24 protein-coding genes and 4 pseudogenes are annotated in these 19,487 nt (G+C 32.4%); 26 read left to right on the forward strand and 2 right to left on the reverse strand.

Annotation, left to right across the window (positions count from 1 at the left end; translation table 11 throughout):
- Positions 1-13 precede the first annotated feature (13 nt).
- Positions 14-445, forward strand: a complete 432-nt coding sequence (locus DN389_RS13340) for an SMI1/KNR4 family protein (RefSeq protein ID WP_060487235.1) — start codon at positions 14-16, stop codon at positions 443-445.
- Between the two features lie 63 nt (positions 446-508).
- Here the strand turns inward: DN389_RS13340 and DN389_RS13345 are convergent, their stop codons facing one another.
- Entirely contained in the window at positions 509-706 is a 198-nt protein-coding gene (locus DN389_RS13345) for a hypothetical protein (RefSeq protein ID WP_060487234.1), read from the reverse strand.
- A 191-nt stretch (positions 707-897) separates the two neighbouring features.
- Here DN389_RS13345 and DN389_RS13350 point away from each other — a divergent pair, with 191 nt between their 5' ends.
- The 6 genes from DN389_RS13350 (at position 898) to DN389_RS13375 (ending at position 4,571) form a co-directional block, all read left to right on the forward strand.
- Positions 898-1,287, forward strand: a complete 390-nt coding sequence (locus tag DN389_RS13350) for a GntR family transcriptional regulator (RefSeq protein ID WP_001165710.1) — start codon at positions 898-900, stop codon at positions 1,285-1,287.
- Complete coding sequence (locus DN389_RS13355; RefSeq protein ID WP_097915385.1) at positions 1,275-2,147, forward strand: ABC transporter ATP-binding protein; 873 nt, start codon at positions 1,275-1,277, stop codon at positions 2,145-2,147. The genes DN389_RS13350 and DN389_RS13355 overlap by 13 nt, the downstream gene beginning before the upstream one ends.
- On the forward strand, positions 2,135-2,752 hold the full coding sequence (locus tag DN389_RS13360) for an ABC-2 transporter permease (protein WP_149237241.1): 618 nt from the start codon (positions 2,135-2,137) through the stop codon (positions 2,750-2,752). Before DN389_RS13355 ends, DN389_RS13360 begins: the two co-directional genes overlap by 13 nt.
- A 29-nt stretch (positions 2,753-2,781) precedes the next feature.
- Positions 2,782-3,075, forward strand: coding sequence for a YfzA family protein (locus DN389_RS13365; protein WP_098084640.1), 294 nt, complete (start codon positions 2,782-2,784; stop codon positions 3,073-3,075).
- A 362-nt stretch (positions 3,076-3,437) separates the two neighbouring features.
- The gene (locus tag DN389_RS13370; RefSeq protein ID WP_149237242.1) at positions 3,438-3,905 is read left to right on the forward strand and encodes an NUDIX hydrolase; all 468 of its coding nucleotides are present in this window, start codon (positions 3,438-3,440) and stop codon (positions 3,903-3,905) included.
- The gene (locus DN389_RS13375; protein ID WP_179955894.1) at positions 3,906-4,571 is read left to right on the forward strand and encodes an alpha/beta family hydrolase; all 666 of its coding nucleotides are present in this window, start codon (positions 3,906-3,908) and stop codon (positions 4,569-4,571) included. It begins immediately after the preceding gene.
- A gap of 47 nt (positions 4,572-4,618) precedes the next feature.
- Here the strand turns inward: DN389_RS13375 and DN389_RS13380 are convergent, their stop codons facing one another.
- A complete protein-coding gene (locus DN389_RS13380; protein WP_149237244.1) occupies positions 4,619-6,562 on the reverse strand; it encodes an elongation factor G in 1,944 nt (647 codons plus the stop codon).
- A gap of 264 nt (positions 6,563-6,826) precedes the next feature.
- Between DN389_RS13380 and DN389_RS13390 the strand changes: the two genes are divergently transcribed.
- The 19 genes and pseudogenes from DN389_RS13390 to DN389_RS13480 all read left to right on the forward strand — a co-directional run bounded on the left by DN389_RS13390 (position 6,827) and on the right by DN389_RS13480 (position 19,339).
- Positions 6,827-7,255, forward strand: coding sequence for a MarR family winged helix-turn-helix transcriptional regulator (locus tag DN389_RS13390; protein ID WP_088122467.1), 429 nt, complete (start codon positions 6,827-6,829; stop codon positions 7,253-7,255).
- 18 nt (positions 7,256-7,273) lie between these two features.
- On the forward strand, positions 7,274-7,912 hold the full coding sequence (locus DN389_RS13395) for a nitroreductase family protein (RefSeq protein WP_000185402.1): 639 nt from the start codon (positions 7,274-7,276) through the stop codon (positions 7,910-7,912).
- A 38-nt stretch (positions 7,913-7,950) separates the two neighbouring features.
- Positions 7,951-8,244, forward strand: coding sequence for a putative quinol monooxygenase (locus tag DN389_RS13400; protein ID WP_060487228.1), 294 nt, complete (start codon positions 7,951-7,953; stop codon positions 8,242-8,244).
- A gap of 197 nt (positions 8,245-8,441) precedes the next feature.
- A complete protein-coding gene (locus DN389_RS13405; protein ID WP_060487227.1) occupies positions 8,442-8,717 on the forward strand; it encodes a TIGR04197 family type VII secretion effector in 276 nt (91 codons plus the stop codon).
- Positions 8,718-8,757: 40 nt separating this feature from the next.
- Positions 8,758-9,120 (forward strand): DUF3958 family protein, encoded by a 363-nt coding sequence (locus DN389_RS13410; RefSeq protein WP_149237245.1) that lies wholly within the window; start codon positions 8,758-8,760, stop codon positions 9,118-9,120.
- Positions 9,117-10,883: a T7SS effector LXG polymorphic toxin gene (locus DN389_RS13415; protein WP_149237246.1), complete on the forward strand. Its 1,767-nt coding sequence runs from the start codon at positions 9,117-9,119 to the stop codon at positions 10,881-10,883. Before DN389_RS13410 ends, DN389_RS13415 begins: the two co-directional genes overlap by 4 nt.
- 28 nt (positions 10,884-10,911) lie before the next feature.
- Entirely contained in the window at positions 10,912-12,159 is a 1,248-nt protein-coding gene (locus DN389_RS13420; protein ID WP_149237247.1) for a PoNi-like cognate immunity protein, read from the forward strand.
- 425 nt (positions 12,160-12,584) lie between these two features.
- Positions 12,585-12,917, forward strand: a pseudogene (locus tag DN389_RS13425) (hypothetical protein); the annotation flags it as partial.
- Positions 12,918-12,958: 41 nt separating this feature from the next.
- On the forward strand, positions 12,959-13,456 hold the full coding sequence (locus DN389_RS13430) for an SMI1/KNR4 family protein (RefSeq protein ID WP_149237248.1): 498 nt from the start codon (positions 12,959-12,961) through the stop codon (positions 13,454-13,456).
- Positions 13,457-13,967: 511 nt separating this feature from the next.
- Positions 13,968-14,177: a polymorphic toxin type 50 domain-containing protein gene (locus DN389_RS28790; protein WP_255450689.1), complete on the forward strand. Its 210-nt coding sequence runs from the start codon at positions 13,968-13,970 to the stop codon at positions 14,175-14,177.
- Positions 14,178-14,203: 26 nt separating this feature from the next.
- Positions 14,204-14,542, forward strand: a complete 339-nt coding sequence (locus DN389_RS13440) for a hypothetical protein (protein ID WP_149237249.1) — start codon at positions 14,204-14,206, stop codon at positions 14,540-14,542.
- A pseudogene (locus DN389_RS29175) lies at positions 14,542-14,616 on the forward strand (EndoU domain-containing protein); the annotation flags it as partial. The gene DN389_RS13440 and the pseudogene DN389_RS29175, both read left to right, overlap by 1 nt.
- Before the next feature lie 20 nt (positions 14,617-14,636).
- Positions 14,637-14,951 (forward strand): hypothetical protein, encoded by a 315-nt coding sequence (locus tag DN389_RS13450; RefSeq protein WP_149237250.1) that lies wholly within the window; start codon positions 14,637-14,639, stop codon positions 14,949-14,951.
- Positions 14,952-15,189: 238 nt separating this feature from the next.
- Positions 15,190-15,645 (forward strand): annotated as a pseudogene (locus DN389_RS13455) (cytoplasmic protein); the annotation flags it as partial.
- A 27-nt stretch (positions 15,646-15,672) separates the two neighbouring features.
- Positions 15,673-16,926 (forward strand): PoNi-like cognate immunity protein, encoded by a 1,254-nt coding sequence (locus tag DN389_RS13460; protein ID WP_149237251.1) that lies wholly within the window; start codon positions 15,673-15,675, stop codon positions 16,924-16,926.
- A gap of 132 nt (positions 16,927-17,058) precedes the next feature.
- Entirely contained in the window at positions 17,059-17,901 is an 843-nt protein-coding gene (locus tag DN389_RS13465; RefSeq protein WP_149237252.1) for a hypothetical protein, read from the forward strand.
- 13 nt (positions 17,902-17,914) lie between these two features.
- A pseudogene (locus DN389_RS13470) lies at positions 17,915-18,229 on the forward strand (immunity protein Imm33 domain-containing protein); the annotation flags it as partial.
- 38 nt (positions 18,230-18,267) lie between these two features.
- Positions 18,268-18,756, forward strand: coding sequence for a hypothetical protein (locus tag DN389_RS13475; protein WP_088080980.1), 489 nt, complete (start codon positions 18,268-18,270; stop codon positions 18,754-18,756).
- A 118-nt stretch (positions 18,757-18,874) separates the two neighbouring features.
- A complete protein-coding gene (locus DN389_RS13480) occupies positions 18,875-19,339 on the forward strand; it encodes a hypothetical protein (RefSeq protein WP_060487223.1) in 465 nt (154 codons plus the stop codon).
- Positions 19,340-19,487 lie beyond the last annotated feature (148 nt).

The raw sequence follows: 19,487 nt of genomic DNA on the forward strand, positions 1-19,487 counted from the left end.
AGGAGAAAAGGTGATGTGGAAAAACACCATTCACAGTATCTCACCAAACTTAAGTTTGAAAAAACCAGCTACGAAGGATGAACTCGCTGAAGTTCACAAAAATTTGCAGGTGGAGTTACCAAATGATTTAAATCAATTATTACAGGAAACAAACGGTGTAGAAGGTGAATACGGGGATTTTATATGGTCTACTTCAAAAATTAAAACTGAAAATATGAATATGAGAAATATAGTTGATTTCAAGGATTTATATATGCCTTTTGACTGTTTATTATTTATTGCTGATGGCGGAAATGGTGATTTGTTTGGTTATTCCATTTTGAATGGAATCGTGCAAAGAGATGATATATATGTATGGAATCATGAAAATGATAGTAGAACTTGGGTTGCTCCTTCGTTAGAAACGTTTATGAAGTGGTGGGAAAGTGGGAAGATAAAAATTTAAACATAGTATCATGAAAAACGCCTTGTTACGAAAGAAACAAGGCGTTTTTGACAATCAACTAATCTACCAGTCTATCGGTTCTTCCCCGTACATGTCCCATAACTTAGGAAACATCTTTTTTAATCCTTCTTCGTCATCTTCATCCCAGTCTAACTTGATATCAACTTCCTCAGATTGTTCTTCTGTTTTAAACTCTTTTGCTTTCACACTATCAGTTGTGCCAATTTTTCTGTAAAACACAACGAAGTCTTTATCGTGTATTAGCTAGTAGCAAGACCTCCACCTCAAAATCCGGCTAATACAAGGAAGGCCCGTATAAATAAGTTGTATTAATTACATTATTAGATTGTGTTTGTAACTATATTTTGGAAATTTTCTGTTGATTTAAAATGTGCGATAGTATATATTGTATATAAAGTATATATACAATATTTTTCAAAAGAGGTATTTACATGCAAATCATTATTAAGAACACTTCAAAGGAACCCATTTACGAACAAATTGGACTCCAAATAAAAAAACTTATTTTACTAGGTGATTTAAAACAAGGAGATGCCCTTCCTTCAATGCGTCAGTTAGCAAAAGATTTACGAGTAAGTATTATTACAACGAAAAGAGCATATGAAGAACTGGAAAAAGACGGTTTTATTAATTCAATTGTCGGAAGAGGGTCCTTTGTAGCAGAACAAAACATTGAAACTATGAAAGAAGAAAAATTAAAAACAGTTGAAGAAAAGTTATGTGAAGCGATTCAAAATGCTAAGCAAATGGATGTTTCTTTAAATGAGCTAAAAGAAATGCTTACAATTTTATACGAGGAGGAAAACTCTTGGAAAACGTAATAGAACTTCAAAATGTCAGTAAATCTTTTAAAGGGTTTCAAATAAACAATTTTTCGATGGAAGTAAAAAAAGGATTTGTTACGGGTTTTATTGGAGGAAATGGATCAGGTAAATCTACAACGATTAAAATGATTATGAATCTAATAAACCCGGATAGTGGAAACGTCTCCTTATTTGGCATGAACTATTCGACTGATGCGAAACGAATTAAAGAAAGAATTGGCTTCGTTTATGACGATAATGTGTTTTACGATGAACTTACATTAAAGGAAATTACTAAAATTATTGCGCCTGCTTATAAAAAATGGGATTTTAACCAATTTACATATTATAAAGATCTGTTCGAATTACCATTAAATAAAAAAATGAAAACATTCTCCAAAGGAATGAAAATGAAAGCCTCTCTCGCAATTGCCCTTTCACATCATGCTGAACTAATTATTATGGATGAGCCTACTTCCGGACTCGATCCGGTATTTAGAAGAGAATTATTGGATGTTTTACAAAATATTATGCAGGATGGTGAGAAAACTATCTTTTTCTCATCTCATATTACAACGGATTTAGACCGCATTGCCGATTATATTACATTTATTCAAAATGGGAAGCATATTTTTACAAAAGATATTTATGCCATTGCAGAAGATTATATTTTGGTCAAAGGACCACTAGATATGTTAGATTTTGAAACTGAGCGTGAATTTATATCTGTATGTAAGGCAAATACAGGTTTCGAGGGATTGATTGAAAATGTAAATTCTATCGAAACTTTATTTAATAAAGAAGTGGTGATTGAAAAACCAAGTTTAGAGGATATTATGTATTTCATGAAAAAGGGGGAGTCAAGATGCTTAATTTAATTAAAAAGGATTTGATTTTACAAAAAAACTTTTTACCTGCTTATCTCTTATTTTTAGTTACCTATTTGTGGGCCGGCATGGATGTAGCATATGTCATAATCATTTGTAGTGCCGTTTTTGTAATTAACACATATCAATCTGATGATAAAGATAATGCTAATATTTTAGTGAATTCATTACCGTATACTAGGAAGGAAATTATAAGTTCAAAATACGTTGGAACCTTACTTTTTACAATAGTAATCATCCCATTTTGTTTAGTTGGAAAATATTTTATTTTAGACAGCATGGAATTTCAACTTTCCTTAGAAAGTTACATACTAGGCTTCTTGGCAGTCATGCTGATAACCGCATTTTACATCCCATTTTTTGTTGCATTTAAAGTGAAAACACTTGTACCAGTTTTTATATTTTTATCTATTGGAGTTATATATTTAATGCGAAATACTCCATATTTATTAAATAAATATGCTAATGGCGTACTGACCTTTTTAAAAGAGATTTCAGATTTGAAATTATTTCTTATATTTGCTGTCATAGCAGTGGGGTGCTATGGGGTTTCATGGATATTATCTATTCGTATCTATCAGAACAAGGCTCTTTAATAGCAAGTTCTAAAAGGAGGATCATTTAAATGACATCAAAAAAAGGGCGTCCTATTCGAATACGAAATTGGCTGAAAACTATTGGAGCATTTTTCGTTATGCAACTAATTTTTATCGTCCTTGATATGAATTCGTGGATACCGAACTTCAAGGAAGGAGGAGTTGGGGAGCGTCTCGTTAATGCAGAGTTCTTTACGGAATGGTTCGCTCCTTATAAAACAAAGCAATTTAACGTATTAACGGTAGTTATGGCTATTTTATTATTCCTAAATGTATTAACAAGTGCAATAAAAGACGCTTTTTCTAGAAAAAGAATTAATTAGCACATAAGTTGACCTTGCGTCTTTTTTAATAATGTCTTAACAATATTTAAAAACAACAGGGGAAAGATAAAAACTCCATTTATTGAAGTTTTACTTTATCTTTTATAATGATGCCTTAGTAATTATTTGATTTTTCAGTTTTGTATATTGACAATGTTTCCATTCGTCCCCCATAATGCTTCTCTAGTGTGTGCAGTGATTGTGACATATGTATTTATACTTGTGATGACAAATGATGCGTATTGTTTTTGAAAAGTTGTAAAATTATTGAATGGAATAGAAAAATTTAGTAATCTTATTTGTACAGCACATACATAATAGTTTTATAGCGATTTTTGAATGAAGTATAGGGGGCAATCGGTGTGGATCTAACATTTAAAGTTGAAGAAACATGTTTTAATTATCGCGTCGGAGCAATTTGTAAACACGATAATAAAATACTTATTCTGCAAGGTGACGGTGAAGATTTTTGGTACGTACCGGGCGGACGAGTGAAAATGCTAGAAAATAGTGAAGATGCGTTAAAACGAGAGCTTGCTGAAGAGTTAACGGTTCCTATCGAGATAAAGAGATTAATATGGTCAGTAGAAAATTTCTTTACACTTTCTGAACGAAAGTTTCATGAAATTAGTTTTTATTATGAAGTAGAGCTACATGAATTGCCTGCAAATGGAGCGGATCAATATATTTTGGAAGAAGAAGGTAGAACGTATTTCTTTAAGTGGGTGCCGGTAGAAGAGTTAGACACATACAACTTACAGCCAGCATTTATAAAAGAGAAAGTAAAGGATGTATTAGTTCATACAGAGCATATCGTTTTACAAAAGTAAATGCATGCGGAGGGGAAAACGGTGAAGGGGACTAAAAAAGAGATTCATGTAGACAGCAAAGTAATTCCATATACACATATCGAAAAAGGTTCCAGTACGGTTTGCTTTATGTTCTCAGGTTCAGGATACAATTACGATAAACCGTTATTTTATTATGCGACGATGCTTATGCTCGAAAATAAAATAGATGTAGTACATATTCATTATTCTTATGACGAACAAGTAATGAATAAACCAATGGAAGAAATAACAAAAAAAATGATGGATGATATTAATCCTGTAATGAAGGAAGTATTAAAAGGTGAGCAATACAATCATACGATGTTTTTAGGGAAGTCACTCGGAACCATTCCGATTGCAAATGATTTAATGAAGAGAGAAGATTTTTTACAGTCTAAAATGATACTACTTACACCTTTACTAACTTTTGATTCCATTTTTGAGTCGATTTTACATAGTCGTCACGAAGGGCTATTAGTAATTGGAGATAAAGATCACCAATATAATGCAGATCAAATCGATCAGTTACATAAGACGAATTTACAAATTGAAGTTGTCAAAAATGCAAATCATTCTGTAAATGTTGGAGAATATGAAACCGAGAATTCAATCGAAGCAATAGCAAAAATAATAGAAAAGCTTAAAGAAGTTGTTAGGACAAACTAACTTATCAATACATGCAAAAAGAGGTGCAATTTGCACCTCTTTTTTACTTAATAAGCCCTAAGCACATGAAGCAAATAATCCTTACGATTCAGCGGATTATAATCAACACGTTTTCGAGTAGAGAAGGGAGCCTTCAGTTCTTTGTAACCAGATGGCTTCGCTGTAAAAATGCCTTCTCCTTCAGTGAATGAATGAAGCATTCGTTTAAAATTCTCTGTTTTCGCAACAGGTAATGAGCCTGTTAACTCGTAAGAATCATTATTGAATATAGGATCTGCAAAAGCTGCTGGAATGGCAGCTAATTTATACATTGCGGTACTAATTGCACGTTCTGGTACAGTTAATTCAAATGCGTTTACTGGTTCATATACACATGTTTCAGCTTGCTTTAAAGCATCCATTAAAACGAGTGGTGTTAAATTTCTAAAGTCACTCGCTGTTGTAACAGGGCTTGCATAACCAGTATGTGTTAACGTGACGATAATGTCCGTAACTTCCCATCCGTACAAACCTTGTTTTAACGTTTGAAATACTGTATCTTCAATTGCTTTATGAAATGCTAAAGGCAGCGATCCAAGTTCAACGCCTAACTTATATGTTATGCCAGAATTCAGTTCACCACGTTCGATTTTAAAGCCAATTGTTGCGTAAAATGGATTCGTTTTTACACCCATTACTTCAACGCTATTACCTACGCCAATTGGCTTCTCAATACATACAACCCGCGTATTTGAGAAAGTCACCTGCAAATTATATTTCTCAAAAAGTGTTGTTTCAATTACTTCTTTTTGTACTTCCCCGAAAAGGCGAATATATAGTTCATTATGAATATCATCTTTCCACACTTTAATGAGCGGATCTTCTTCACATAGATCCATAAGTGCAGCGTATAGATCATGAATTCGTTCTTTTGGTACTGCTTCAATAGCAGCTTCCATTTGTGGTTCGGCAAAGTGAATGTCTTTTATATAATTCGTCCGTTCACCGATAATATCACCAATTTTAATATCATTCAGTCCCCACACTTTGCAAAATTCTCCGCTAGGAACTATAGAAGCTTGAATAGCATTTCCGTTATGAAACATGCACATTTTTTTAATCTTTTCCTTATGTGGTAGAGGCTCATGGCGCTGTATATCAACATAATTTCTAACGTGTAAGTTACCAGAAAAAACTCTTACATATGCAATCTTTTCCCCAGAAGGTTCACGTTCAATTTTAAACACAACACCAGATAATGTTTCATTTTCAGCAGGCTTATTAGCTGGAATTAGTTCTGAAATATTTTCGAGCAGTTCAGTTACACCTATACCTGTCATGGCTGAACCGAAAAAGATTGGGTACACATTTGCTTGCTGTATTTGTTTTTCGAGTTCTTCTCTTAATAATACGTCCGGTACGATTTCATCATTTACATATGACGCAAGTAACGATTCATTATATGGTGCTAACAGTTCCATACAATCGTCGTATGATTTGTAATCAATGATACGGGTTTCTTTCGTTCCTTCGTTTAGGACAGAATAGAAGGGGAATCCTTCATTTGAAAGAACCTCTTTTATTTGTTTCATAACTTTGTCAGTATTTGCGCCACTACGATCAATTTTATTAACGAATAAAATAGTCGGTATGTTTAGTTTCTGTAATGTTCGCATTAAAATTTTTGTTTGCGCTTGCACACCTTCAACGGCAGAAATAACTAAAATTGCACCGTCTAAAACACGGAATGAGCGCTCCACTTCAGCGATAAAATCAGCGTGTCCAGGTGTATCAATGACATTTACTTTTAAGTCATTGATACAGAAAGAGACGACAGATGCTTTAATCGTAATTCCGCGTTGTCTTTCTAATTCCATTGAGTCAGTTTGCGTATTACCACTATCTACTCGGCCAATTTCTTTAATCACATTTGTTTCATAAAGAATACGCTCAGTCAAACTCGTCTTGCCAGCGTCTACGTGCGCGACAATCCCTATATTTATTGTTGTCATATGTGAATAGCCTCATTTCATTTTCCATTTTTAATTCCTCATTTCTATTTGTGTATTGCCGCATCACAATCACTCTCCAGTCATTTAAATTAGTACTATTATAGTGCAATTAACATTATTTGTAACGCGACAAAGCGCCTTAATTTGGAAAAATATAAATGAAAACAAAATGCTTGCATTCTAAATCGATATAGATTATATTAATTGACATATCAACTATTGATACATCAAACGTTTTTATTTTAGATGTAAAGGAGGGGTAATTTGACAAGTTCATGCTCAAAAGAAGCGATTATTTTATATAAATTACACTTTCTAAATAAAGAAGTAAGTTCGAAGTTTGAAGGGTGTACGGGTATGAGCCAGTCTCGATTAGAGCTTATACTTCAGTTATATGAAGTAGGTGAAATTAGTCAAAAAGCACTTCAACAAGAAGTGAATATTGATAATGCTGCGATAACAAGGCATTTAAAGCAGCTTGAGGCAAATGAAATGATAGTAAGACGTAAAAATCCAGAAGATAACAGAATTACGTTAGTTTCTCTAACTGAAGAGGGACGAAATAAAATTCAGGCGTTTCAAGAGGAAAAAGAACGTTTTGCAGCTTCAGCATTTAAAGGATTAAGTGAAGAACAGTGCGATAATCTTTTAAATATGTTAAATCACATTCAAGAAAATATAAAAGAATTATAAAAAAGGGAGAATACAACTATGACTAACTCAGTAAAAACAAATGATTTTAACGAAATTTTAACAGGACGTCGTTCAATTCGTAAATATGACACATCAGTGAAAATTAGCAAAGAAGAAATGACAGAAATTCTTACAGAAGCAACACTTGCACCATCATCTGTAAACATGCAACCATGGAGATTTTTAGTAATTGAAAGTGACGAAGCGAAAGCAACACTTGCGCCACTAGCGAAATTCAATCAATCTCAAGTAGAAACATCTTCAGCAATGATTGCTGTATTTGGTGATTTAAACAACTTTGATAACGCAGAAGAAATTTACGGTACAGCTGTAGAGCGCGGACTTATGCCAGCAGAAGTAAAAGAAGATCAAATGAAAAAACTTTCAGCTTACTTCTCAATGGTTACACCAGAAGTCATGAAAGATACAGTACTAATTGACGGTGGTCTTGTAGCAATGCAATTTATGCTAGCAGCTCGTGCTCACGGTTATGACACTTGCCCAATTGGCGGATTTGAAAAAGACCAAATCGCAGAAGCATTCGGATTAGATAAAGAACGTCACGTACCAGTAATGTTAATTTCAATCGGAAAAGCTGCTGACAGTGGTTACCAATCAGTACGCCTTCCAATTGAAAAAGTTGCTGAGTGGAAGTAATTTCAAAGAAATAAGTGGAATATGAGAGGGGAAACACCATGATTATTATTCACGCAATATTTCAAGTAGATCCAGCAAAACAACAATCATTTTTAGAAGAAATTCGTCCGCTCATTCATAATTCAAGAGAAGAAAGTGGAAATGTATCTTATGACTTATATAAAGATACAGAAAAAGAAAATGTATATACAATGGTAGAAGTATGGAAAGATGAAGAGGCAGTTGCGGGTCATAATACGAGTGAACACTTCACATCTTTCGTTAGTAAAGCAGCACAGTATTTAACTGCTCCATTAGATATAAAAGCTTATAATGGAGAGTTAGTGAAATAATAAGGTAGAAAAGATGACTTTAGCGTATAGCTGAGGTCATCTTTTTTGTATAAGTAGAACCTACTTTTGACACAATTATGTTGAAATTATATTCAGTAATAGTGGTGAATTGTATGTTAAATTCGAACATTTCGTTTATTAGAATATTTTTCCATGGTATAATTTTCTTGAAAATATAAGGTAGAGAGGAGTAAGTGATGGGAGAATTTCAGAGTAATTTGCATAGGGCAACGCAACTTGCAACGAAAATGAGAAATGCTTCAGATAGAATGCAAAGTGCCACTAGTCGCTCTATAAATAAGGCAACGCGTACGACACTATCTGTGAACTCTAAAGCACAAGAAGCAAATCAACAAAATTTACAGATCACGACACAATTTTGCGCTGCTTTTCAACAAACGATTGATAATATCCATTCCGTAGCAAATGAATTTGAGAAAATGGATACCGGGCTTCAAAAGACTTTTCAATAATGTAACAGCCTACGTAAAGGGGAAAAGGTAGGGAGAAAAAATGAGTCAAGAAATTGAAACGAAAATCAGTCAATGTAATCAAAAATTACGAATTATATTTGAAGAACAAAATGAAAACCGAATGGCGCTGCAAAATCAAGAACGAGCTGAGGATAGTTTTCATGAATGGAAAAATAGAAATAATCGTTTATTTAACCGAATACTAGAAACTTGGTATGGTGACAAAGAATCATTTCACCTTTTTACGAATATGCGGCAAGAGATCGGGCAGTATGAAAGAAAACTTACATTCGAATTAGAAAACGAAAAAGAGACGTTGCTTAAAGAAAAATGGCATCTCAGTGAGAAAGAAAGCGACCTTTCCTATGAACAGCAGCAACTACAAAGGGAGGCCAATACATGAGTTTAAACATGTATTTGGGAGAAGTACAAAGTCAAACTCAAAGTATGAACGCTATATGTAATGCTACGATTGAAAGTATGGAACAAGCCATTCAATCTATTGATGCATTTGCGGTAGATACAGTACTACAAGGACAAACATACAGTAGTGCAAAAGCCTACCTTGTCCAAACATTTCGGCCATTAGCGCAAGGAATCATATGCTTATGTGAAGAATTAATTCGCCAAAACGAAGCATTTCCAAATGAGTTCCAAGCGAAAGTTGCTTCGACAGATGTGATCGAACAAGAAATAAGAGAACAAATACGGGGAATTAATCAATCGATTACAAGTATAGAAGCAATAGAAGTACTTACACCAATGCCCGGAGTAAGTGCGATTGTAACGGTATTAGGTGCAATGAGAAAAAAACTGGAAGAAAAACTTGAGCATTTATATGAATTCAATCATTCATCCAGCAACAACTACAGCACCGCTCTCCAATTAGCCGCTAGCATCACAGCCGGACTCGCTGAAGTGCAAAGCGGGAAAGGATTTAGTCCTGTGAGTGGGACGTTTAGTACACAAGGATTGAATATGGATTGGGTGAGTTCGATTCAGGGGATTATAGAAGAAACAGCTCGAAAAAACAATCAGTCAATTAAAGATATAGAAATAAATAACATAATTGAGGAGAAATCTCCGGTTAGAAATGCTTGGGACGATGCGACAGACAGTATAGTTGGCACGTTTGAAACAGCGAAAAAGATGTGGGAAGCTATTCAAAGAGGATCGGGGAAAGCTGTTGGTGATGAAATCGAGTCTGCAATAGCTTTAAGTAATATGGACATAGGAACTTTTATTAATGTAACCTATGCACTTTTCCATTTGGATGAAACTGCAAAAAATATGTGGCATGCATTTTCAAATAAAATAAAACGAGATATGATAGAGGGAGATGCAGAGAGTCGTACAGAATTGACGACCTATGGATTAACACAAATAGCTACCACAATATTAGGCGATAGGGGACTAAATAAAGTAGGCCATATCACAAAAGGAGCAAAAGCATCAAGTGGATTAAGTACATTTGCTAATGCAGTAAAACTAGCAAAAGAATTGAAGCCTACGCTTGAAATGTTACAATCATTTAAGAAAGAGGCTTCCTATGCATTCTCTAATGTTGGTGGAACTATTATAACCAAAATACCACAAGGCGAATTGATAGAAGCTTATTATAAGTTTGCGAAGTCTAAAGATGGTGGTAACGGTAAACCTAGCAGTAACAAAAATAAAACTGTAGATAATTTTGATGCAAAAACAGCTACCAATAAGCAAAAAGGTAATTATGGTGAAATAAAATCTAGTGACAATTTATTGAATAATCAAAGTTTAAAAGAAGCTGGATTTGATTTAAAGCCAGTCGGAAAAAGTGCACCAACAGGTATAAATGATAAAATAGTAAAAGGAATTGATGGATTATACGAAAATGCAAATCAAAATTCAAATATTAAATATGTTATTGATGAAGCAAAGTTTGGTAGTTCACAATTAGGAAAAACTAAAGATGGACGACAAATGTCAAATGATTGGTTGAATGGTGCGAAGACCCGAAAAAGTAGGATATTGAAGGCTGTTGATGGAGATGCAAAATTAGCATCAAAGATTACGAAAGCATTACAAGATCAGGAAGTTGAGAGAGTGTTATCAAAGGTTGATAGTAGTGGAAATGTGAAAACATTTAGAATAGATGCAAAGGGAGACATAATTGGAGAATGGCCATAATTTAAGGCACTAGGAGGAATTGAATAGTATGAGAGATCCTTTATGTATAGAAGAAAAATGTAGAGAAGGAATAGAATATAATAAAGAGTTTATTGAGGAAAATAGAGAGGAGATTAAAAGTTTTGAAGAAGATGAAAGGAATGGTATTCAAAGAAAGGCTAAAGATAATAAAAGTCTTATAGAAGGAAGGTATCTATTAAATTTTAATTATGAGTTAGAGGATATTAACGCAAAATATTCCCTAGGAGAAGCTATCCATACAATAGAAGGAGATTTTGACAACGCTCTTATTGATTTGGGGCATATAGGGGAAAGAGAAGTTGGATATTTAAATCTAATTTGGATGATATCTCTAGGAATTTTATTAGAGACGGAGAAAAAGAATCTTGTAAGTTTAGCTAAGCTAGTTGAGAAGGAAAATATGAATGACGCAGTAATTGATTTCCTCTTATGCGCTAGTGATATTGGATACACAAACATGACGAACAGATATTATAAAGAAAATCCATATGCAAAAACGAGAGAGATTATAGAACTTGCACAAATAGATAAAAAAGAAGCGTCTAAAAGATTACAAACGTACATGGAGAAAGAATGGTTTAGAGGCCATTATGATTATGAATGGAAAAATGCGCATAAAGAACCTGGATATGTAGGATATTGGAGTTTTGAAACGGCAGCGCTTACAAAAATTTTGGAACTGGATGATACAAGTTTAAAAGATAATAACCATTATCCATATGATTTGGCACATTATAAAAATGAAATGAAATTCAAGCATATAGACCTAAGTGAATATCACTATGAAGATGAGACAGAAGAAATTGAGGAAATAGTAGAAGGAATTGAACATAATCCTGCATTGGAAAATATTATTCCTCCAAAATGGCATTCGTTGGTCAATGAATTAATACATGATTATAAGAATATGGATGATAGTAGTTTTTATGAAAAATACAAAAAAACGATAGGAATAGGTCAAGTATGGTTTTTACCACAAGAGTATGAAGAAGAAAATGAGCAAAAAAATCTATTAGGAAGTTTAATTGTGTTTGCCCTGACAGTAAGAGATTATATATTACAATTGGATTATAAAGAGGATTTAGAGGACTACATTGATAATCTTAAAAATTTCTGGAATGTTTCAGAAACAAAGTTAGTTCAATTTATATTAGAAAATGATCAAAATTATTATGCATGGGTACCAAAAGAAGTAAATATCCCAAATATGTATGAAGTGAAGATAGAGAGTGTCGATGTAGAGGAAGTTCTATAACGAACAAATCGAAATATACGCATCATGAGTAACGTTAAAAAACTAATTTATACGTAATTTAATGAATGAAGAATTTAAAAATAGTGGTAGTTTGGAGAATCCAACTAGCACTATTTTTGTGTTTGCGAATGGTTCTGTAAATTAAGTAGAGTATTTCAGAGTATATATATTATGTAGGAGAAGTAAATAAGTTAAAGGCGCTAAATAAAATCGGTCATATCGCAAAGACATCAAGTGGAGTAAGTACAATTGCTAATGCAATAACACTAGCAAAAGAATTGAAGCCTACGCTTGAAATGTTACAATCATTTAAGAGAAATGCTTCCTATGCATTCTCTAGTGTTGGTGGAACTATTGTAACCAAAATACCTCAAGGCGAATTAATAGAAGCTTATTATAAGTTTGCGAAGTCTAAAGATGGTGGTAAGGGCACGGATAAGACTACAGAACCATACGATATAGTACCGTATAGGCCAAGCAATTCACCATTAGAAAATCATCATGGAGTTATGGATGTATGGGCTAAACATAATGTCCCTGATTATGTTAGTAGAGGGGCGAATACTCCAACTATAGCTTTAACTAAAGAGCAACACAATGCTACTAAAGCTGTTTATAGACAATGGCTCTTTGAAAAAACAGGGAAAAAAGTTGGAGGTAAAGTAGATTGGAAATCTGTTTCACCAAAAGAAATACAAGAATTGACGGGAAAAATGTTTGATGCTGCGAATGTACCACGTTTAGCTAGACAAGAGTAATATAGGGCCTTTAATCAATATAATTTTAGGGAGTAATTTAGATGGAAAATATTAATCAGTTGATTAAAAAAGTAAAATCATTACCTAATTGTCGAGTTCAGGAGCCTACAGAATTACCGATAATTGATAAGAATAAGCATATGCTACCAGGTGATTTAAAAGAATTTTATAGTCTTTGTGGTGGTCTCACTTTATTTAAAAATGAGGAATATTCTATTCATATTGTTACCCCAGAGGAGTTTATTTTGGCTAATCCCGTAATTGTAGGAGAGTTATGTGAAGAAGATATTTCATCAAATTGGTATATTATATGCAATGATAGTAAGGGTGAATATTTAACAATAGATCTTAGTGAAGAGAGATTAGGTAGATGTTATGATAGTTTCTTTGATCGACATGGAATAGTTGGGGAGACGCAAATTATCGCAACTTCATTCACTGAATTACTTGAAAAACTTATTAAGAACAATGGACAATATTGGTATTGGCTAAAGAGTGAATTTGAATCACTTGGAGATGCTTATGATGATCAAGAGTGAAAAAGAGAGTCTTTAAGTGGGATAAGAAAGTGAAAGGGTGTTTGAAAGTCAGTACTCCATGATGGTTGAACCATCATGGAGTACTATGTACAATGATAGAAAAGAAAAAGAAGTACGAGCTTAGGCAAGATGATATTTTACTGAGGGATGAATACAAACAGATGGAATGTATATTAAACTAATGAACTCGTACAAATTCGTAAGTTTTAACGTAGTAGTTGGCACGACATAGAAAAAGTGTCATACTGTTACTACAAAACTTACAAATTTATGCTACTTAAAAACAGATGAACTTAAAGCACTTGTCGCCTATGGGAAACAAGTGCTTTTTATTTTAAGATTACGAGGTACGGGTAATGGCTTACCTTCGTATGAAAAGAAGTCCGTATCTATAGGAACTTACAAAGAATTACATGGATTTCTAGTTAAAGTATAGCCGTGTGCTCAAGAGAAACATATTCCTAATAAGCCAAATTACAAACAATAATTAGCAAATGGAAAAAATAAGAGCATTTTCTATGGTGATAATAAAATAGCACAAGAATTGCTTGATAAGTTTGCAGGAAAAGGAACCACTGTTACCAAAAATAAAGAAAGAGTGGACTTTGGTGAACCAATAGGTAAATACTATGACACTGTGACCGGACAATATATAGAGACTAATAGAGGAATGATACATTATGGAAAAGATGGTGCCCATATAGTACCAGTAAAACCATAAGAATAAAATTAAGAAAGAGGATGTCTATGGAAGCAGATTCTTTATTTAAAACATTAACAGAGCATGAAGGTGTAGAAATCATATTAGAGTGGAACAGTGGGTTGAGAATTGTAGGTAAAACAGACACATTTTATGAGACGGACAATGGATTAGATGATGATGACCCCGCATACGCAGAATATTATGCAACTGCATTTCAAGTAAATCATATTTTATCTCAACCTTCTACTAACGAAGGTATTGTATATAATTGGTTGAAACAAGAAAAAAGTTCATTGGTTGAAATTTCTCTCTATGATGATCCGCCAAGTGCAGTGTTTTTAACTGACGGAAAAAGAGTATGGGAAAGAGAAATCTGTAGATAGGGGTTAGGGTTGGAGTTATAAAAACAAATGGAGAGATAGGGACTATTTTTCCAGATGCTACTAAACAACCGTAGATAGAGTTTGGAGGATTAATATGGATATAGCAAATAAAATGGAAGTTATATTAAATGAAAGAAAAAAATTAAATTTAAATGATGACTATGGGATACAAAAAAGTTGGAATGAAATAATAGAAGTTCTTTCAGAAAATGAGGGAAATACTATAAGATATTTAGAGAACTGTAGTAAAGAAGAGTTATATTGGATTAGTGAAGTTTTTGAAGATATAGTAGAAATTTTACAAAGTAAAGAACTAATTAATTGTTTAAGAAAATTAGATGGAAAATTTCCAGAATTAGAAATGACAAATGATATTGATATTGCAGAAAGTTATATAGAAAATCCTTAAATTAAAGGAATAGTTGGTGTACTTAAGCATAGAAAGTTCATATTATAAATTTAAAACTTACAAATTTATTCTATTTAAAAAAGTTGAACTTAAAGCACTTGATTGTCGACTAAAGGCAACAAGTTCTTTTTATTTAGGGTATGTTTCAAGTTGGTAAAGTAGCAGAGAGCGTTGCGTTGCTAGAAACTTAAATGAAAATCAATTAAAAGTTGTAGAAGACAAGACAAATATCTTAAAAAATAAGCAAAAAGGTAATTATGGTGAAATAAAATCTAGTGACAATTTATTGAATAATCAAAGTTTAAAAGAAGCTGGATTTGATTTAAAGCCAGTCGGAAAAAGTGCACCATCAGGCATAAATGATAAAATAGTAAAAGGGATTGATGGATTATACGAAAATGCAAATCCAAATTCAAATATTAAATATGTTATTGATGAAGCAAAGTTTGGTAGTTCACAATTAGGAAAAACTAAAGATGGACGACAAATGTCAGATGGTTGGTTGACAGGTGTGAATACTGAAAAAAGTAGAATATTGAAAGCTGTTGATGGAGATAACAAATTAGCAGATAAGATTACAAAAGCGTTGGAGAGAGATAAGGTAGAAAGAGTATTATCAAAAGTCGATAGTAGCGGAAAGGTTAAAACATTTAAGATAGATGCAAAGGGTAACATCGTTGGAGAATGGCCATAATTTAGAAGCTAGGAGGAATTGAATGGTATGAGAGATTATTTATGTATAGAAGAAAAGTGTAGAGAAGGAATTGAATATCATAAAGAGTTTATAGAGGAAAATAGAAAAGATATTAAAAGTTTAGAAGAAGATACTAAAAATGGAATTCAAAGATATTCTAAAGATAATAAGAGTATTATAGAAGGGACATATCTAGCCAATTTTAGATATGAGATGGAGGATATTAGGGCAAAGTATTCTTTAGGGGAAGATGTTAGTGTAATAGAAGAAGATTTTCATAATGCAATTTATGATTTAGAGAATACAGGAAGTAGGGAAATTGGATATTTAAGTCTGATTTGGATAATTTCTTTAGGAATTTTGTTAGAAACGGATAAAAAGAATATAGAAAGATTAAAAAAGATAGTTGATACAAAAAATATGAATGACGCAGTAATTGATTTCCTCTTATGCGCTAGTGATATTGGATACACAAACATGACGAACAGATATTATAAAGAAAATCCATATGCAAAAACGAGAGAGATTATAGAACTTGCACAAATAGATAAAAAAGAAGCATCTAAAAGATTACAAACGTATATGGAGAAAGAATGGTTTAAAGGTCATTATGATTATGAGTGGAAAAATGCGCATAAAGAACCTGGATATGTAGGATATTGGAGCTTTGAAACGGCAGCGCTTGCGAAAATTTTGGAACTGGATGATATAAGTTTAAAAGATAATAATCATTATCCATATGATTTGGCGCATTATAAAAAATCAATGAAATTCAAACATATCAATTTAAATGAATATTTAGTTCGTACTTCCATAGAACAGGAAGAAGAAAAAGAGTGGCAAGAAGGAATTGAACATAATCCTGTATTGGAAAACATTATTCCGCCAAAATGGCATTCATTGGTCAATGAATTGATTCATGACTATGATAATATGGACGATAGTAGTTTTTATGAAAAATACAAAAAAACGATAGGAATAGGTCAAGTGTGGTTCTTACCACAAGAGTATGAAGAAGAAAATGAGCAAAAAAACCTATTAGGAAGTTTAATTGTGTTTGCCCTGACGGTAAGAGATTATATATTACAATTGGACTATAAAGAAGATTTAGAGGACTACATCGATAATCTTAAAAATTTCTGGAATGTTTCAGAAACAAAGTTAGTTCAATTTATGTTAGAGAATGATCAAAATTATTATGCATGGGTACCGAAAGAAGTAAATATCCCAAATATGTATGAAGTGAAGATAGAGAGTGTTGATGTAGAGGAAGTTTTATAACGAATAAATTGAAATGGTTGTCATCATATGTAATGTTAGAATACATTTTACTAGTTAATTGAAAGCTATGCATGCGTTGGAGAAAAAAGAGCGTATAGTTACTAAAAAGTAGAGGGAAAGAAGGCTGTTGAATTGAGATTGGCAGATTTTATTGAACTAGATAAAAATGAAGTAATTCACTTTGATATTAAAAATCTTTCACCATCATTTGAAGTGCAAAAAGAATTACATCCTGTAAAAAAATTTATTTTGTACAAAAAAGATTATCAAGAAAGAATTTTAAACAGAGTAAAAGAAAAATTTGACTGTGATAGATGTGATCTTGTTTTAGATATATATTCTAAAATATATGTAAATAAAAACTTGAACAATGTAGATTTAGATACTATGAATTCTTTTTATCAAACGTACCGGCTTTTATTGCTATCAAGTGATAAGTCATTTTGGGAAAATGATTTTAATACATTCTGTAATAATCGTGGTGTGAAGCCTAAATCAATTAAAAAAAATGCCTTAAAGCTGTTAAGGTATGAATGGTTATTGTCTGAAAAAGTGTTTAATCATTATGAAAATATCAATAATCATCCCGATGTTATGCGTTTTGCTACAGTGACACATACAATAGGAAATATGACATTATTGCCTAAAGGATTTAACGTTGGGCGTGCTATTGCAACTAGAGATTATTGGGATTTAACATTAATGTCACTACAAAGTTTTTTAGGACGTTCTTTCGATACTTTCGTAACAGATTATTATATGCAAGACTTTATTGATGATAAACTAGAGTTATGGGAAGGGCATTCTTTTGAATATCCATTGCCAAATTCATTTAATAAATTAAAGGCTCACAAACTATCGGAAATTGAAAAAAATCAAATTGTTCAAAGTCGAATTTTTGAATTTATGGGAAATGCCAATAATAAGATCGAGAAACGTTCTGAACGATTATATAAAGCGTTACTAGTTAAATAGAAGGAGAATTTAAATAGAGGGACAATTAATAAAATTTAAAGATAAGATTGTGATAGCGAAAAATGTGTTTCAACAAGAAGAGGTGTATTTACAAAGATCTAGTGGTTGTGATGAAGGTGATTCAGGTTGGTATATAGGTCCTATCAATGAAGAAGGATCAGGAGAATTGGAAATCATATACGCCTACGAATTATTAAAAATGAAACCTGCAATTATTCAAGTGCTAGCCTTACCGTATAATTATTTAGTAGTATTTGAGAAGGACGAAATGAAAGCGATTTTAAATGAATGTGATGTTGATATTTGGGGTGACATAGATAAGAAATGAAGTGAATATAACGCAAAAGTTTCATGGAGGATTAGAAAATGAATGTTGAAATGAAACCTGAAATTAAAGAAGTTCTGAAAAAAATTAAATTTGTAGATAGATATAAAAAATTGTCTGGAAACTGTAGCTCAAATCTTAATGAACTAAATGATAGACTTGAGGATTATTATATTGAAAAGGTAAATGAAATATTTATAAGGTTGGGATATGCAGCAACTTTTGATAAAAAGGAGAAATTTTTTAAGGTAGGTGTTCTGGATCATTCTCCAAATTATATGACATGGTTTAATATAAATTTAGAACATGGAATGACAGAGTTTGTATGGGTTGTATATCATAATAATGAAGTAAGGCTAGGTAGTCCTTGGAGTGTGTATTCAAGGTTATTGATGAATGCAAGTGAAAGAATAAAAACGCCAGTATATCGAAACTATATGGAGTTAGAGGAAATATTAAAAGAGGCATTTTTAATGTATGATGATTTTAAAAGTGAAATAAGTAATTTGTATAGTAAAACCCACAATTGAAAGTAGTGAGTAATAATATACTGTAAATTATTATACATAAGTGATTAATATGCTCAAAACATAATTAGTTTGTATTGAGCGTATTTTTAAGAGGTTTATAAGGTAGGGACTATTAACTATGAAAATTTATTATTGTGACGAGTGGTCAGATATTAGAAAGAAACCTTGGAATATGATTGATGAGTGTAAAGCATATTTGTGTCATCAAAATAACGAACCATATACGGCCTTGTTAATTGAAGGTGAAAGGATTAAGTATGTTATTAATATTACAAAAGATTGGATTTCAGTTGGGTTTTATGATGAATTAGTTCGTAAGTATTTAAATTATGATTTTGAAGTTATAAATGATAATAGAATTTTCTTAAGAACAGCTATGTATTGGGAATATAATGATACGAATGAAAAAGAAAAAACTAGCATGATTTTCAATTTCCACGAAAATGGTTATACAGTAATGGAAAAGGTGGATGTGAATAGAGGGTTAGTTGAGGAACGAGAGAATCATGATGATCTTGAAAATAAATGGGATGTGTTTCCTAATTTTGGTCATTATATTCATTTGTGCAGAGAGGAAAGATAATGTATTTATATAAGGTGTCAAATGCCCAATATGAAAATCACGTGAGTTAAGCACTTCATTGTCAACAGAGGACAATAGGTGCTTTTTTTACGTGGAGTAAAGTAAAAATATAAGTTTGCTTGTTGCTCTGTTTCAACTTTATGTCATA

This window comes from Bacillus sp. AY3-1, assembly GCF_008368785.1.
GTDB lineage: Bacteria > Bacillota > Bacilli > Bacillales > Bacillaceae_G > Bacillus_A > Bacillus_A wiedmannii.

Excerpts from the sequence above, each read along its gene's own strand:
- DN389_RS13340 (WP_060487235.1), top strand. The coding sequence starts at position 14 with ATGTGGAAAAACACCATTCACAGTATCTCACCAAACTTAAGTTTGAAA.
- DN389_RS13395 (WP_000185402.1), top strand. The coding sequence starts at position 7,274 with ATGACTAACTCAGTAAAAACAAATGATTTTAACGAAATTTTAACAGGA.
- DN389_RS13475 (WP_088080980.1), top strand. The coding sequence starts at position 18,268 with ATGAATGTTGAAATGAAACCTGAAATTAAAGAAGTTCTGAAAAAAATT.
- DN389_RS13375 (WP_179955894.1), top strand. The coding sequence starts at position 3,906 with ATGCATGCGGAGGGGAAAACGGTGAAGGGGACTAAAAAAGAGATTCAT.
- DN389_RS13460 (WP_149237251.1), top strand. The coding sequence starts at position 15,673 with ATGAGAGATTATTTATGTATAGAAGAAAAGTGTAGAGAAGGAATTGAA.
- DN389_RS13380 (WP_149237244.1), bottom strand. The coding sequence starts at position 6,562 with ATGACAACAATAAATATAGGGATTGTCGCGCACGTAGACGCTGGCAAG.
- DN389_RS13450 (WP_149237250.1), top strand. The coding sequence starts at position 14,637 with ATGGATATAGCAAATAAAATGGAAGTTATATTAAATGAAAGAAAAAAA.
- DN389_RS13480 (WP_060487223.1), top strand. The coding sequence starts at position 18,875 with ATGAAAATTTATTATTGTGACGAGTGGTCAGATATTAGAAAGAAACCT.
- DN389_RS13440 (WP_149237249.1), top strand. The coding sequence starts at position 14,204 with ATGGAAGCAGATTCTTTATTTAAAACATTAACAGAGCATGAAGGTGTA.
- DN389_RS13350 (WP_001165710.1), top strand. The coding sequence starts at position 898 with ATGCAAATCATTATTAAGAACACTTCAAAGGAACCCATTTACGAACAA.
- DN389_RS13360 (WP_149237241.1), top strand. The coding sequence starts at position 2,135 with ATGCTTAATTTAATTAAAAAGGATTTGATTTTACAAAAAAACTTTTTA.
- DN389_RS13430 (WP_149237248.1), top strand. The coding sequence starts at position 12,959 with ATGGAAAATATTAATCAGTTGATTAAAAAAGTAAAATCATTACCTAAT.
- DN389_RS13400 (WP_060487228.1), top strand. The coding sequence starts at position 7,951 with ATGATTATTATTCACGCAATATTTCAAGTAGATCCAGCAAAACAACAA.
- DN389_RS13405 (WP_060487227.1), top strand. The coding sequence starts at position 8,442 with ATGGGAGAATTTCAGAGTAATTTGCATAGGGCAACGCAACTTGCAACG.
- DN389_RS13415 (WP_149237246.1), top strand. The coding sequence starts at position 9,117 with ATGAGTTTAAACATGTATTTGGGAGAAGTACAAAGTCAAACTCAAAGT.
- DN389_RS13410 (WP_149237245.1), top strand. The coding sequence starts at position 8,758 with ATGAGTCAAGAAATTGAAACGAAAATCAGTCAATGTAATCAAAAATTA.
- DN389_RS13365 (WP_098084640.1), top strand. The coding sequence starts at position 2,782 with ATGACATCAAAAAAAGGGCGTCCTATTCGAATACGAAATTGGCTGAAA.
- DN389_RS13420 (WP_149237247.1), top strand. The coding sequence starts at position 10,912 with ATGAGAGATCCTTTATGTATAGAAGAAAAATGTAGAGAAGGAATAGAA.